The sequence below is a fragment of the Companilactobacillus tucceti DSM 20183 genome (genome assembly GCF_001434665.1).
Classification (GTDB): domain Bacteria; phylum Bacillota; class Bacilli; order Lactobacillales; family Lactobacillaceae; genus Companilactobacillus; species Companilactobacillus tucceti.
The window spans coordinates 47,873-63,511 of sequence record NZ_AZDG01000014.1 but is presented as its reverse complement, the minus strand read 5'-3'; the positions used below and the strand labels follow the sequence as shown (position 1 = coordinate 63,511).

General features: G+C 34.1%; 14 protein-coding genes. 6 read left to right on the top strand and 8 right to left on the bottom strand.

Features of this window, described 5'->3' with window-relative positions; all coding sequences use genetic code 11:
- Positions 1-213 precede the first annotated feature (213 nt).
- From cls to FC72_RS07155, 4 genes are all read right to left on the bottom strand, one after another.
- Entirely contained in the window at positions 214-1,707 is a 1,494-nt protein-coding gene (cls, locus tag FC72_RS07170; RefSeq protein WP_057766250.1) for a cardiolipin synthase, read from the bottom strand.
- Between the two features lie 135 nt (positions 1,708-1,842).
- On the bottom strand, positions 1,843-2,544 hold the full coding sequence (locus FC72_RS07165) for a zinc metallopeptidase (protein ID WP_057766248.1): 702 nt from the start codon (positions 2,542-2,544) through the stop codon (positions 1,843-1,845).
- 7 nt (positions 2,545-2,551) lie between these two features.
- Entirely contained in the window at positions 2,552-2,992 is a 441-nt protein-coding gene (locus FC72_RS07160) for a hypothetical protein (RefSeq protein ID WP_057766245.1), read from the bottom strand.
- Between the two features lie 17 nt (positions 2,993-3,009).
- Complete coding sequence (locus FC72_RS07155; protein ID WP_057766242.1) at positions 3,010-3,759, bottom strand: alpha/beta hydrolase; 750 nt, start codon at positions 3,757-3,759, stop codon at positions 3,010-3,012.
- 69 nt (positions 3,760-3,828) lie between these two features.
- On the opposite strand from FC72_RS07155, the gene FC72_RS07150 reads away from it, so the two are divergent.
- Entirely contained in the window at positions 3,829-4,503 is a 675-nt protein-coding gene (locus FC72_RS07150; RefSeq protein ID WP_057766238.1) for a ribonuclease H family protein, read from the top strand.
- A gap of 153 nt (positions 4,504-4,656) precedes the next feature.
- Here the strand turns inward: FC72_RS07150 and FC72_RS07145 are convergent, their stop codons facing one another.
- Complete coding sequence (locus FC72_RS07145) at positions 4,657-5,625, bottom strand: DUF1002 domain-containing protein (protein ID WP_083480783.1); 969 nt, start codon at positions 5,623-5,625, stop codon at positions 4,657-4,659.
- A 156-nt stretch (positions 5,626-5,781) separates the two neighbouring features.
- Here FC72_RS07145 and FC72_RS07140 point away from each other — a divergent pair, with 156 nt between their 5' ends.
- The 4 genes from FC72_RS07140 (at position 5,782) to FC72_RS07125 (ending at position 9,921) form a co-directional block, all read left to right on the top strand.
- The gene (locus FC72_RS07140; RefSeq protein ID WP_057766234.1) at positions 5,782-6,834 is read left to right on the top strand and encodes a D-alanine--D-alanine ligase family protein; all 1,053 of its coding nucleotides are present in this window, start codon (positions 5,782-5,784) and stop codon (positions 6,832-6,834) included.
- A 170-nt stretch (positions 6,835-7,004) separates the two neighbouring features.
- Entirely contained in the window at positions 7,005-8,162 is a 1,158-nt protein-coding gene (gene nagA, locus FC72_RS07135) for an N-acetylglucosamine-6-phosphate deacetylase (protein WP_057766232.1), read from the top strand.
- 116 nt (positions 8,163-8,278) lie between these two features.
- On the top strand, positions 8,279-9,025 hold the full coding sequence (locus FC72_RS07130) for a glycerophosphodiester phosphodiesterase family protein (protein ID WP_057766231.1): 747 nt from the start codon (positions 8,279-8,281) through the stop codon (positions 9,023-9,025).
- Between the two features lie 8 nt (positions 9,026-9,033).
- Positions 9,034-9,921: an alpha/beta hydrolase gene (locus FC72_RS07125; protein WP_057766229.1), complete on the top strand. Its 888-nt coding sequence runs from the start codon at positions 9,034-9,036 to the stop codon at positions 9,919-9,921.
- A gap of 519 nt (positions 9,922-10,440) precedes the next feature.
- On the opposite strand, the gene FC72_RS07120 is transcribed toward FC72_RS07125, so the two are convergent.
- The 3 genes from FC72_RS07120 to FC72_RS07110 form a co-directional block, all read right to left on the bottom strand.
- Positions 10,441-11,739: a zinc-ribbon domain-containing protein gene (locus FC72_RS07120; RefSeq protein WP_057766228.1), complete on the bottom strand. Its 1,299-nt coding sequence runs from the start codon at positions 11,737-11,739 to the stop codon at positions 10,441-10,443.
- A 313-nt stretch (positions 11,740-12,052) separates the two neighbouring features.
- Positions 12,053-13,999 (bottom strand): ABC transporter ATP-binding protein/permease, encoded by a 1,947-nt coding sequence (locus FC72_RS07115; RefSeq protein WP_057766225.1) that lies wholly within the window; start codon positions 13,997-13,999, stop codon positions 12,053-12,055.
- 53 nt (positions 14,000-14,052) lie between these two features.
- The gene (locus FC72_RS07110) at positions 14,053-14,802 is read right to left on the bottom strand and encodes a tyrosine-protein phosphatase (protein WP_057766223.1); all 750 of its coding nucleotides are present in this window, start codon (positions 14,800-14,802) and stop codon (positions 14,053-14,055) included.
- A gap of 73 nt (positions 14,803-14,875) precedes the next feature.
- Between FC72_RS07110 and FC72_RS07105 the strand changes: the two genes are divergently transcribed.
- Entirely contained in the window at positions 14,876-15,628 is a 753-nt protein-coding gene (locus FC72_RS07105) for a glycosyltransferase family 2 protein (RefSeq protein ID WP_057766221.1), read from the top strand.
- The last annotated feature ends 11 nt before the right edge of the window (positions 15,629-15,639 follow it).

Below are 15,639 nucleotides of genomic sequence, written 5' to 3'. Positions count from 1 at the left end.
GAATTATTTTCCCAGAAGTGCTCTTATTTATCTGTATCAAATTATATACTCAGTACCCTCCTTTTTTCGGTTTCAAATTTTTATAAATTAAACGTGTGACAAAAGACTGCAACCTCCACATAGCTACGAACCACAAATGATTGATAGTACCAATCATTCGTGGCTCTAGGTTATGTTCCGGTGGCAGAGCGTCTTTTGTCACACTCTCACACTCTAAAGAATAGGTGACAATAATCTGGAAAATCGTTGTTTAAAGTGCAACCATTTACCTTGGCTTTTGATTACTTCAGGAGTTATCAAAAGGCTATCTTTCATATCCTTTTCGAATTCTCGAGCTACTTTATGAGATATTTTTGAATCATAGATAAAAGCGTTAGCTTCAAAATTCAAAGAATAGCTTCTGAAATCTTGATTCATTGATCCAACAGAACAAATTTTTTCATCAAAAACACTAGTTTTAGCGTGCATGAACCCTTTTTGATAGCTATAAATTTTAATTCCGTAGCTAGTCAATAAGTTAGCATAATATTGTGTAGCACGATAAATGAAGGGATGATCAGGCATGCAAGGAATCATTATTCTAACGTCAACTCCTGATCTTGCGGCAATGGTCAATGCTGTAAACATTGGATCATCAGGAACAAGATAAGGAGATTGAATCCAGACACTTTTTTTAGCACTGATGATCATGTCAATAAAACCGTCTTTTAATATTTCAGAACGACTATCGGGTCCGTCAGTGACGATTTGAATCGGAATATTATCGTTGTTATCGAATCTATTGGATGGAAAATACTTTTCAGAGAAAGCAAGTGCTTCTTCACTTCTTTCGATAGATGCATTCCAATCTTGGAAAAAACGTTCTTGTAGCAATAAGCTGGCAACACCTTTGATACGAACGTGAGTATCGCGCCAATAACCGAATTTTTCAGTGACGTTGACGTATTGATCACCGACATTAAAACCACCAGTCCAACCAATACAGCCATCAATTACAACGATTTTTCTGTGCAAATGGTAATTTAAACGAGTTTTAGCGATAACGTTTTTAGAAGTAATAAATTGCAGTACCTCTCCGCCAGCTTCTTGAAATTCTCTAAACCATCTTTTACGAGTCCCATTTGATCCCCATGGATCGTAAAGTAGTCTAACTTCAAGTCCTTCTTTAGCTTTTTGGGTTAAAAGTTTAAGGAATTTTTCTCCAATATCACTTTTGATGAAAGCATAATATTCAACATGAATAGTTTCTTTGGCATTTTTAATATCTTCAAACATTTTTTCGAACTTTTCTTTACCATCGAAAACTAATTCAACATTATTATGACGTGTTAAAGGAGTTTCTTCTGTTTCGTTAAAAAATTTTATGATATGTTCAGCATATCTTGTTTGGTCGTATCTATTTGTAATGGCGCTGGATGATTGGTTTTTAATGGCTAGCTGTCTTTTGCGTTCAGTTAGTTCCATTAATTTCAATTGATCTAGTCCAACGTGCTTTTGATTACTGATACTGAAGATTTTTTCTTGAGCAATTCCACGTCCAAAAAAGGCGTAGATCAAGAATCCTATTATTGGCAATAAAGTCAAAACTAGTATCCATGCCCAAGTGGTAACGATATTTCTGGGTCTATGAAAAACTGTGATAAGTGCAGAAATAGTATTTAGCAATAAGATAAGTAATATTAGCCAAATAATCCATACATCAATCATTATTTAATCCCCTCCATAATCATAGTAAAAAGTTTACTTCAAATTATGATGAAAATCTAACTTTGAGAGATAGTTTATAAAAGAAATAATGAGTGAACAAAAAAATCGACCTGACTGATATCAGATCGATTTTTATTATTCACGATTGTTTCCAAAAATAAGAATTAATCTTAATAATTGTAATGCGGTTGAAATTGCAGCAGCAACATATGTTAAAGCGGCCGCAAATAATACTTGTTTGACCATTGGAACCTCTTCACTGGTCAATAGATCACCGGAATCTAAGATATTAACTGCTCGTCTTGAAGCGTTAAATTCAACTGGTAAAGTTACCACTTGAAATAAAACAACTAATGCAAACAACCAAATACCAATTGTGATAAGAAAATGATTCATACCAAGTACCATACCTAAAATGATAATAGGGAAGGATGCGTTTGAGCCAAGATTTACCGCTGGAACGATGGCCGAACGTACACGCATTGGTACGTAGTTTTTTTGATCTTGGATGGCATGTCCACACTCGTGCGCTGCAACGCCGATTGCTGCAACTGATGTTGAATCGTAAGTTGATTCTGATAAGTTTAGTGTCTTGTCACCAGGATTATAGTTATCCGTTAAATCTCCCTGAATTTGTTTAATTTGAATATTGCTTAGCCCTGCTTTATCCAAAATGAATCTAGCAGCTTCTTTGGCGGTTACACCACGTTGACTAGGGTATTGGTTGTATTTATTAAAGTTATGCTTAACATACCAAGATGCCCACAAGCTGATTACTAGACCAATGATAATAAGAATAAAGGTAGGATCAAATAATCCGTATCCATATCCAATCATGTTTTAATTAGCTCCTCTTTAATTCCTGTTTATTCATATTATACTCATTTAATGTGAACTTTTTGAGAATAGTTTCGTCAAGTCGATCAAAATGAATAGTATTTAACTCTAATTGTTCATCTACAAAAATAAATAAACGATCAGCAATTTCCTTTTTTTCGGTGCTTGTTAAATCGCCTAAGATCATTTGTAATTTAGCTGATTTCTTAATGAAATTTACTGAAGTAAAACTTATTAGAGCAACGATTTTATTATTTTCTTTATTTTTTAACAGCCAAATCACACTTTTATTATGCATTATTTCTTTAGCCGCATTACTGATGTATTCAGTTGTTCTAGGAATATCCTCATCAATAAATTCACTGACTTCTTTTAATTTAAAATGAGTTGGAAACTCCCAAATAAAATTTTTAGTAATAAATGGTCGATATGATTTCAGTTTTATCAAAATAGTGACGCTTTCTTCTACAATTTAGTATATATGAATCCATTAACCATTTTTAGAATACCAGAATCATCATGCAATAACGAGTGTTCCGCATTAGAGCCATTTACTGGATAGTCGATATATTGCTTGATACGAGGCTTTAAAATATATTCGATAGATTTTACGGAAGTAACCGAAATATATTTATCAGTGTTAGAGAAATCATCAACATTTCCATAAATATTTAATACTTTTAAATCTTTAGATATACTGTTACGACCCATAAAAATTCTAAAGTAGGTAGGACTCATGAAAGCTGGTCTTCCATCGGCTTTTATACGGTTAACATTTGGAAGATCACCTAAACCGATAATGCCATTGAAAGGACCGGCGATTAGAACTAGTTTTTTGAGTTTGGGGATATATGGATGCAATTTTTCTTTTAGGTTAACTAAAACTAAAGCAACGGCACCTAACGAATGGCCCACGGCGTCATATGTTTCAAAATTATGTTTGGTTCGCAAGTCAAATAACAGTTTCGACAGCCAATAAGAAATTTGATTGCTGCCGACCCATTTATTTTGAAAAACTACTTGTATGATTGGATGAAGATCATTTGTCCATGTACCTTCGTAAGTGATTTTTCCACGCCAATTAATAGTAGCTTTTAAATACTCGCTATTTTTTTTATTATTGAATTTTAATGCGGAATGGATCATTTTTTCCGTTGTAAAATCCCCACCGCGAAAACCGTGAATATAAAAAACCGGCCATTGCTTATTTTCCATATGTTCACCCCAACAATCTAATATTATATAATGAATCAGAATAAATATTAACTAAATGAGGAAAGATACGTGCAAAAATATTATGCAGTAAGACATGGTAAGAAGACTGGAATATATCGTACATGGGCTGAATGTAAGGCTCAAGTCGACGGATTTACTGGTGCCAGATATAAAAGCTTTACAACAAAAGAAGAGGCTGAGGCTTTTATGAAGGGACATGATTCCTATAAAGCTAAGTCACCTAAAAAAAACGTTAATATAGAAGATTTTGAAGTAGTTGTATATACCGATGGTGGTTCTAGAAATCATGGTAATGTTAAAGGTGGTCATGTCAGAAATGATGATAAAGCTGCTTGGGCATATCATATAAGTGTTGATGGCGAAACATATGAGGGAACTGATGGTGAATTAGGTGCCACAAATAACAGAATGGAGATAATGGCGTTAATTGAAAGTATTAAACGATTAAATGCATTATCTTTGAATAATCGTAAGATTATTTTTGTTTTGGACTCACAATATGTTTTGAATGCCATCAATAAGGGATGGCTCAATGGTTGGAAAAAAAGGGGATTTAAAAAGGCTGATGGATCAGCACCAATCAATGTGGAATTGTGGCGTGAATTAGACAAACTTTTGCCAACTATATCTGATAAAACTTTTGAATGGACTAAAGGTCACGCTAATAATGTTGGTAATAATCGTGTTGATTCCTTGTTAAATCAAACTATGGATAATATGTGATATTTAAAAGAATGAGGATAGGAAACTGCGACATAAACGTGCAATGACACACAACTTTTTCCGCTTAAAGCAAAGGACCCTATCAATCCAAAATCGGATTGATAGGGTCCTTTGTCTTAATGCTCGAAAGCTGAACGTGTTTCATCGCACTCTTTAATTAAATAATCCCTGGAAGAATGAAACGATTCCGTCCCAAATCTTTTGTAGGAAATTACGATTTTCTTGAGTGTTTAGATTATTGAATATATTTTTAGCTTTACTTGTAATATCACTACTTAATTTACTTGCTTGATCTTTGAAGTTTGAATTTTTCAATGCACCGGAATCTCTAATTTCAACCATCAAGTTGATGATCTTTTGTTTTTGATTATCGGTAATTATATTTTGTAAATCGTTTTTTTCAAGGTTGTTATTAACAATCGTAGTGATTTGGTTAACAGTAATATTTGTATCCTTTTGGGCAATATCAGATTTCATACCAGCAACAGCATTATTTAATTGTTTATCGGTATATCCATCAGTACCTTTGTTAGCATCAGTGATGTTACTTAAAACACCCATTTCGTTTTGAGCTGCATTGACTTGGCTTTGGTTTAAGGTGTCACCTGAATTTGAGTATGCAGCATAGATACCGGCTAAGGCACCAGATCCGTCAATCTTGGTAGCAGAAGTGACATAAATATTAGCATCACTTATACCAGCAGTGATTGCAGCATTTCTATATTGGTCAGCTGTGATGGTAGTTATATTATTACTGCCATTATAGTTGACGATTTTTACATTGATACCTGAACCTGATGAAGTTTTTTCGATCAAAGCAGATGACCAAACACCAGAGTTACTTGTAAAAGAACTACCGCTGGGATTTAAATATTTAACTAAAGTGTCACCATTGACGGTAATAGTCTTATAATTACTGTTGTTGATTTGAGAAGACAAAGCATCTATTGTACCTTGCTTTTGGCTGTCAGTCAGCGACGTTCCTAAAGTCATAACAGGTTGATCGTCTAAACTATCAGCTTTTACACTTTGGGAACTAAAGATTCCTAGTGTGATTAAAGATACTAAACTAAGTAAAACAATATTTAACTTTTTCAAGGCTAAATCCTCCTTACTCCACATTAAACCAAAAATATGTGAAAAATTCGAGAACTTAGCGATAATTTTTAAACTTGATGAGTTTCAAAATAGTCACTAAATCCGTTTTGTGGTATTCTATAGGTTCTAGGAAATCGCTTAAATAATTTTTAAAATAAAGAAAGAATAGGTGAACGAACAATGAAAATTGTTGTCCTTTCAGGTGGTAAAAGTACCGAGAGAAACGTTTCTCTTTCATCAGGTGCTAAAATTACAAACGCATTAAGAAGTAAAGGCTATAAGGTAGCTTATGTTGATTCATTTTTAGGTGAAGATGTTGATGAAGATAAGATCGACGATCTATTCATTACTGAACCAGAAGACGAATCAAAAATGATTATTGATGATGAAGTTTTAACAAACGAAAAAATCGAAGCATTGCGTACCGACGGAACTAAGGGATTGCTTGGTAAAAATGTTTTAAAAATTTGTCAACATGCCGATATTGTCTACATGGGACTTCACGGTGAAGATGGCGAAAATGGTAAGATGCAAGCAATGTTTGATGTCTTTGACATTCGTTATACAGGAAGTGGCAGTTTAGCTTCAGGTATTGCTATGGATAAGAAGTTCTCTAAAGAAGTATTTGTTCAAAAGCATATTCAAACAGCTGACTACACAACAACTAAGACACCTGATATCAAAGAAGAAGATATTCCATTTGGTTTCCCAATGGTAGTTAAACCTTCAAATGGTGGTTCTAGTGTTGGTACACATATCGTTAGAGATGCATCTGAATTAGGTTCTTCTATCGAAGACGCTTTGCAATTTGATACTGAAGTATTGATCGAAGAATATATCAAAGGTAGAGAATTCTCAGTTGCCATCGTTGATGGTTTAGTTTTACCTGCTGTTGAGATCACTGTTGATACAGGTTGGTATGACTTTGATCACAAATTCCAAGACAACAGTGTAACTCACTTTATTACACCTCCAGAATTGGATGACGAAACTCATAAGCGTATGCAAGAAATGACTAAAGAAACATTTGATGCTTTAGCTATGAGTAACTATGGTCGTGTTGACTTCTTATTACGTGACAGTGAATTATACGTAATGGAAGCAAACACATTGCCAGGTATGACGCCACGTTCATTGATGCCAAGAGAAGCAGAAGCTGTTGGTATTTCATATCCAGATCTTTGTGAGAGAATTATTAAGAGCAAAATCAGATTATATGAAGAAGCTAAGTAATTATGGAGAAGCATATCGAATGAAAAATCGATATGTTTTTTTATTTTTTTAGATTTACATATCTATTAGATAGCGTGAAAATGAAATTGCACGAAAAAATTCTTAAATCAATCTGGTATAGACCATTAATGATTGTTATAATGAATTTATAACTTGGAGGAGACTGAATAATGACATATTACATTCATGCTAAAAAATTCTTTTTGAAGAACACGACTGAAAATGGTGGCTACTTAGAAATTACTGATGACGGTAAATTCGGTGCTTTCTACACAGAGGACAATAAGCCAGAAGGTAAGATCGTCGACTATTCTGATAAAATGGTTGCCCCAGGACTTGTTGATACACATATTCATGGACTTGTTGGAAATGATGTTATGGACAATGATTGGACAAAAATCAATGAAATGTCAGAAGGCCTATTGAAGGCTGGTGTTACATCATGGTTGCCAACAACTTTGACAGCTTCTCATGAACAATTAATGGAAACTTGCCGTATGATCGGTGAAAACTATCAAAAAGCTACTGGTGCTAAAGTACGCGGTATCCATTTTGAAGGACCTTTCTATACAGAAGAACATAAGGGTGCTCAAAATCCTAAGTATTTCAGAGATCCTGATGTTAAAGAGTTTGAAGAATGGCAAGAAGCTGCTCAGGGTATGATCAAGAAGATCTCAATTGCTCCAGAAAGAAAAGGTTCTGTTGAATTCACTAGTGCTGTTGCATCAGATGATGTTGCTGTTACACTAGGTCATTCATCAGCCACATTTGAACAAGCTAAGGCTTGTGTTGAAGCCGGTGCTTCAGGATTTACACATGCATACAATGGTATGAGTGGTTTGAACCATCGCCAACCAGGTATGGTCGGAGCTGCTATGTCAATGAACTTTGTTGATGACGAACTTATCTGTGACGGACATCATGTTCAACCATATGCTGCAAGAATCCTTATCGACAAAAAGACTCCAGAACATATTGCACTTATCACTGACTGTATGAGTGCTGGATTAATGCCAGATGGCGAATATGTATTGGGTGAATTACCTGTTACTGTTGCTGATGGACAAGTAAGATTGCAAGAAGAACCTCATAACTTAGCTGGAAGTATTTTACTTCTTAAAGATGCTATCAAGAATGTTGTTGATTGGAACATCGCTACAGAAGAAGAAGCTGTAACAATGGGTAGTTACGTACCTGCTAAGAGTTCTAAGATTGCTGACAAGTGTGGTTCTATCACACCAGGACATGATGCTGATTTCATTATTTTGGATGATGACATGAGCTTGTCAGAAACATACTTAGATGGTGAATCAAGATACAAGGCTTAATTAAAATCAGATAATAAATACATTGTCCTTTAGGAGCACGAATCTTTTGATTTGTGTTTCTAAGGGATATTTTATTTTATTGAAATTAGCCTATAATGACATCATGGAGGATTATTATGACTAAAAAAATATTTGCTCATAGAGGGATTCCGACGTTAGCGCCTGAAAATACTATGGCTTCATTCAATGAAGTGATAAATTATGGAATCGATTGGCTTGAAACAGATTTGAGTATAACTAAAGATGAACAAGTCTTTATTATTCATGATGATAAATTGAATAGAACTACTAATCGCACAGGGTCGATTGAAACTTTAGATAGTAGTGATGTTAAAAATGCGGACGCAGGTTATTGGTTTGCTGAAAAGTATCGTGGTGAAAAGATACCCACTTTAGGTCAATTGATCGACTTTTTAAATATTCATAAGTTAAACGCTAATATCGAGCTAAAAGGTGTCGTTGGGGATGACGCTAACTATTTAGCTGATAGTCTAGTTAAACAATTTGCTGAAGCATTGGATCGTTTGGATGATAATGTTGATTTGATTATTTCTAGTTTTAATCCGATCATGTTAGAAAAAATGTATAAGTTAAAACCTGATTTGAAATACGCTGTTTTGTTTGATGAAGTAGGTTTAAAGGAAGATTGGAATTTAACTATGCAAGCCTGTCATGCTAAAATCATTCATCCTGATTCAAATGGTCTAACTAAAGAAAAAATAAAAAAGATGCAAGATTATGGTTATCAGATAAATGTTTGGACAGTTGACAGTATTAGCCGGGCTCGAGAATTGTTCTCATATGGAGTCGATGGGATTTTTACTAATATTGCTGATAGAATGAATTTTTTAATTGAAAGCTAGGCGATAGAATGAAAAGTATCGAAGTATCTGTTAATCAAGAAATAATAGATGAATTTCGTGATGTTGTTTATGAACAAAACTTTGGCAACACAAACGATTCACACGTTATAAATGAATTGAAAATGAGTTTACTAGTTCCAAGAAATAGTAAGCCACATCCAGCTATACTCTATTTTCCTGGTGGTGGTTTTACTAAATCTGATTATCATAAGTTTATAGATTTTCGATACGCATTAGCTCGTGCTGGATTTGTGGTTGCTAGTGCACAATACAGAGTTATTCCTAGTGTCTTTCCTGATTTAGTGATCGATGGTAAAGCCGCATTAAGATATTTAAGAGTACATAGTGAGGAATTTAATATCGATCCTGATAGGATTGGAGTTTTAGGAGATTCAGCTGGCGGATATTTAGCTCAGATGGTTGCAGTTGCTGATTCTAAAGAATTTAGTAAGGGTGATAATCTAGGAATTTCCGAGGCAGTAAAAACAGTTGTTTCGCTATATGGATTGAGTGACTTGTTGACTGTTGGATCGGACTTTAGTGAAAATATTAAGAATAGTCACAAATCACCAGCATCTCCAGAAGCTGTCTTGCTGAATGGACTTAATATCAGTGTGCATCCGTTCTTGTCTATTCAAAAAAATATTCAAAATGCTAAAATAGCTAGTCCAATGTACTATGTTAGGAAAAATTTACCGCCAATGTTGTTGATGGCAGGAGATCAAGATACGTTAGTATCACCATCTCAAAGTAAAAAAATGTACGAAGCTTTAAAAGATGAAAATGTTGATACTGAGTTAGTTATGATTAGAAATGCTGGTCACGGTACTATCGAATGGCATCAAGATGAAGTTATTCAACAAGTTGTAAATTGGTTTATAAAATATATGAAGTAAACGAAAAGACTCCTGAGAGTTATCTCAAGAGCCTTTTTTAGGAAGCATTTCTTATTTTAAATTTGGTGTATATAATTCCCAGGGAGGTAAGGCCAATGGTTAATAGAATTAACATTGAACCTAATATTATTCGTTGCATATGATCACCTATTGGGAAACGTATTAGTAGTTGTAATGTATCAGGAGGGTTTATTCAAATGGTCGAGTCAGCACATGAAACTGACTAAGCCGAGTAAAATATTTAATCTCTAGTATCGACTTTTCATCCCCGTATATTGATTTAAAAATAAGGGGCTAGGCCCCTTATTCTATCCCATTCATGAAGCTAGGTAACTGCCGCAACTGCAGTTTCTTTTAAACTGTTGAGGTTTTGGTAGCTACGTCCTCATTCTTTAGGTCTAGTAAAGCAATGAGGTTGTCGAAAATCAAATATGTTTAAACATATTTGATTTTCTTACCTTGAATTATAGCTTATTTTGTCGAATATACAAAAAAAACGACTCGAAAAAGTCGTTTTTTTTATCTTTGGATTGGTCTTAAAGTATAGGCCAAAATTAGTGATATCACTGAAGTTATTAGAAGAACATAGAAACTGTATCCGAATACCGTTCCACCAACAACAGTTTGACCAGTAATAGCAGCAGAATTTACTACGCCGGATGAGAAAATAGCATATACCAATACATAAATTATTGTTGGTAAAAATGTAAAAATTCTAACTATTCTGATACTACCATGTGATCTAAAACATGCAGCAATTAAAGTTATTACTGGTGAAATGAAACAGATCAAGCGAATTGCAGAAGAAATATTCATAATCAAGACAGTTTGCGCACCAAGATTTGCCGTGTAATTAGCAGCAGAAGCAATTGTACTTGATAGTGAAGTTCCATTTATAAATGGCCCACCAACAGACGAAATAAAGCCTATAACTGAGGAAATAATAATTAGGATCTGTCGAGAGTTTTTACCACGACTAGCATCTCTTATCTTATGTTCCTTTTTGTGTGTTGGTTGTTTTTGGTGACTTGGACGTTGATATTCTCTTGGTTGATCATAACTATTTGAAGTATAGTTCTCATTTGAATCATCGTCTTTTTCATTTGAATGTGAGAACTTCTGATTTAAACCAACTTCTTTGCCATGCTTAATTTGTGACATTAAGAACCAAAGCAGAATAAATACTGCTAAGGCGATCCATCCATAATTTCGTTTGAAAACCAGTAGAATTGCAGTGATAATAACCGCAAAGATACTTAAGTAACTATTGTTACGGGCAAAACTAAGCATATTTGAGAATAGACCATCGCTTTGTTTTTCTGCCTGTTCTTTTTGCTTTAATTTTTGTTGTTTCTTAAGTTTGCTCTTAGTTGGCTTAAACGGATCTTCTGAAGGTTTATAAGGTTTATTTGTATATGGATCGTGATAAACTTTTGCAGCCTGTCTAAAATCGTTTTTATTGTATGCCATAGTTCTATCATCTAGTGCATCTTCAGGACTAGATTTTGTACGCTCATAAGTTTTAACCGGATCATAATGTTCCGGTTCACTATTATGAACAGGTTTTGCTGGCTCTTTATGACTATATTCCTTTTGTTGAGCGGGAGCTTGTTGAACTTTTGGCTCAGGTTTATTTTCAGTTGCTTTTAATTCGGCCTCAATCTCTGAAAGTGAACGAATGGTATCGTCATCTTCAGCTTGATGAAGTTCATCAGTATTAAGATCAGCATCAGTGTTTTTTTTCTTTAAAGCAGCACCACAGTTGTCACAAAATTTTTGTGAAGGGTCAACCTTGTGGCCACAATTAGGACAAAACATATTTATTCCTCCATTACTTTGACAAAGATAAGTATACAAAACAAACGGACGTTCATAAAGATGTCTTATGTAAAGTTCACAAAAACATCATAATTGTTGATTAATGATTTTGTTGAAACTTAATTATACAAAAAAATAGAGTGCGAGAAAAGGTGGTTTGCCACCGTATAGCCTAGAGACATGAATGATTGGTATTATCAATTATTTGTGGCTCGTGGCTATGTGGAGGTTGCAGCCTTTTCTCGCACGTTTAGTCTATAAAAATTTTGAAAAAAAGGAGCTGTGACTTATATCACGGCCCCTAACGAATTAATTATTCATCTGTTAGTGAATCACGAGGATCAAGTTTAGCAGCACGTCTTGCAGGAGCTAGTGCGGCTAGTAAACTAATGATAATACTAATAACAATACCAAAGATAGCATTTCCTGGTGATATGGAGACTATCGTTGCTTTAAATGCGCTCTGGGTGGCATTATTTATCAGCAGTTGAACACCATAAGCAATCAATACCGCAAAGACACCAGAAACTAAACCAATTAAGAATGATTCAGAAACGAACATATTTCTAATATCTTTCTTTCTAGCACCGATGGCGCGAAGAATACCAATTTCTTGAGTACGTTCAGAAACACTGATATATAGAACAACAATGATCATGATGGCTGAAACAATCAATGAAATACCAGCTACACCTGCTAGAACGTAAAAGGCTAGATTTAGATAAGTATTAAGTTGGTCAATGATGGCACCAACACCTGTGATCATGTATTTATTTTGTTTCTTATTCTTAACTGTCATCTGGTAAGATTTTATTTTATCTTGAACAGGTTTAACGTTCTTTGTTTCGTTAACAGTTAAGGTAGCAAAGTTTGGTTTAATAGTAACATTAGATTTTTTAGCAGCAGATTTCAAAGTGTCATAAGTAATAGCGGAAGATCCGGATTTGATAATACCTGATACTTTTAGATCAATTGCTACTTGAGTAGGCTTTTTATCGTCATCTAATGTAGAGATGTATATTTTTACGGTTTTACCGACTAGGTTCTTATAATGCTTTTTGTCCAATTTTTGGGCATCTGATTTAAGTAAGATGATCTCACCGTTTGAAGGTTTAGATCCCTTAGTTATATCACCAGTCTTTTCAGTGTTATTCCAAGTTTGGAAATATGGTATTGAAGTATTTTTCTTATTGTAATTTAATTTTGGTGATTGTAAGAAATAAGCTTTTTCAACTTTTTGGACATTATCGATATCTTTAAAATTCTTCATATCGGATTTAGTGATATTGATAGAATCTGTATCGGAATTAGCTCCATTTTGAGGCAAGTTCTTAGTTACTTGGATAGCATTGGGATTGATCTGCTTAGTCATTTCTCCATTGATATAGCCAGTTACACCAGAACCAAGACCTAACATTAAGATAACTGAGAAAATACCGATCGCAGCACCAAGGATGATCAAAATATTTCTTCCTTTAGTGTAGAGCATATGTTCCCAAGCCAATCTGAAAGTATCCATGAAACTTAGATGAGTAATTTTTTTATTACTATTGATATTTTCTTCAATTTTGTAACTGTCGCGAATAGTTTTGTCAGAATCAATAACACCATCAGCTAAGTGGACGATTCTAGTTCCGTAATCGGCTACTGTTTGTGAGTGGGTAACAGCAATAACTAGTTTGCCTTCTTTAGCGATGTCATCAAGAATTTTTAGAACTTCTTCTGTGTTTTGAGAATCAAGAGCTCCAGTAGGTTCATCGGCAATGATTATTTCAGGATCATTTGCCAAAGCACGCGCAATAGCAACACGTTGCTTTTGTCCACCTGATAATTGATTGGTATGTTTAGTAACGTGTTCTTCCAAACCGACTTTTTTTAGAAGGTCTTTAGCACGTTCTACACGTTCTGATTTACTTAGTGAGGACATTTCTAAAGGAACCAAAACATTTTCTAAAATAGTTAAGTGACTAATTAAGTGAAAACTTTGAAAGACAAAACCGACAGTATGACTTCGATAATTGTCCAGTGCTTTGTCAGATCCTTTTTTGAGGGATTTTCCGTCTACAAGAATATCTCCTTCAAATTGAGAATCTAGTCCACCGATAGTATTTAGTAAGGTAGTTTTACCACCACCGGATTCCCCTAAAATCGAGACGAATTCTCCTCGATTAAGTTCTAAGTTTATTCCTTTAAGGACAGGGAACTTCTTTTTTCCCAGCATAAAAGACTTTTTTACGTCTTTTAATTCTAGTAAGCTCATTGGCTACCTCATTTCATAACTATTTATTTTGTAAATTGATTATAAAGGTTATCCTACTCTAAGTAAATTTTTTTTAATTTTTTAAGTTTTTTCGAATTTATTCCAAGTGCAGAGTCTAGATAATCCTCAAAACTACCATAATAATGTTCAATTGCAGAGAATACAGAAGTTATACTGGATAAATCGGCCTTAGTCATATTCATTTTATTAATATCTTCGTTACCTTTTTCATCATTCAATGTCCGTGCAATCGTAGCTGTATCAGCGTACATGAGATTGGTTAAAAGATAATCCTTGGTAATTGTCGCATCGTCAACTCCTAAGGCCTTTAGAACTAAAATGGCACCCATTCCAGTACGATCTTTTCCAGCGGCGCAGTGAAATAGTAGTGATTCATTTGGTTGGTCATTTTCTAGTAATAAATCAAAGAATAATTTATAGGCCCTTTGTCCATATTTATCCAATAATACAGATTGATAAATCATTCCTAAGTATGATTCTTGTCTTCCAAAGGCATTCATTAATTTTTCACCGTTTCCCTTGAGAGGGTAAACTGGATCTGAATAAATCTTATAAAAATTAGTATCTTGATCAGCCCAAGCATTTTGTTCACGTTCTGATCGAAAATCTACTACATACTTCAATCCATATTTTTTAAGGTAATTTAAAGCTTCGGGCGTTAAGTTACTTATATCTCCTGAACGAAGGAGTTTATTATATTTAATTTGTTGGCCACTGGCGGTTTTATAACCCCCCAGTTCACGTAAGTTTATGGCACCTTCGAGATTTAAAATGCGTTTCATAATTTTCCTCCCTGATAATTCGTTGCGTCTATTAGGTCTTTAGAAGTAAAATGCTATTAAGGTGATTTTATTAATGGCAGAAAATAAACTTTCAATTATTGTATCAGCGTATAACGTTGCTGACTATATTTCAAAAACAATCGACTCAATCATTGAACAAACTAATAAAAATTTCAAATTGATAATTGTTGATGATTGTTCTACCGATAATACATTGGATATTATCAAAAAATATGAAGAAAAATATGACTGGATCAAAGTTATTTATCATGCTCAAAATGCTGGGGTTTCGGCAGCTAGAAATTCCGGACTACAAGCAGTTGATACTGATTTAGTTACTTTTGTTGACGGAGATGACTACATTGAGCCAGATTACGTTGACTTTTTTCTTGGTCTTTTTAATAAGTATGATATTGATCTCGCTACTTGCGGCTTCTTTAATGAGAATGGAAAATTAAAAAATAAAAAACTTGATCGTCAAAATGGTTTTGTTGATCGCGATGAAGCTATTAAACAGATTATTAAAATCAATGGAACAGTCATGGGATATACTTGGAATAAGGCTTATAAAACTTCCATTATTAAAGAAAATAATCTTAGCTTTCAAACTGACTTAGATTTGATGGAAGATGAAGTTTTTAATGTGGAGTATGCAACTCTTGCACACAAATTCTACTTAGATAATTTACCTCTGTACCATTACGTTAATAGGAAAGATAGTGCTAGTCGTAAAGTGACGATTGAAAATGTCCGTGATGTAGGGTTAGCAAACTTACGAGTTTACAGAACCATTCATGGATTCAATGATCGTGAAGAGATGCAATAAGAATATTTTTT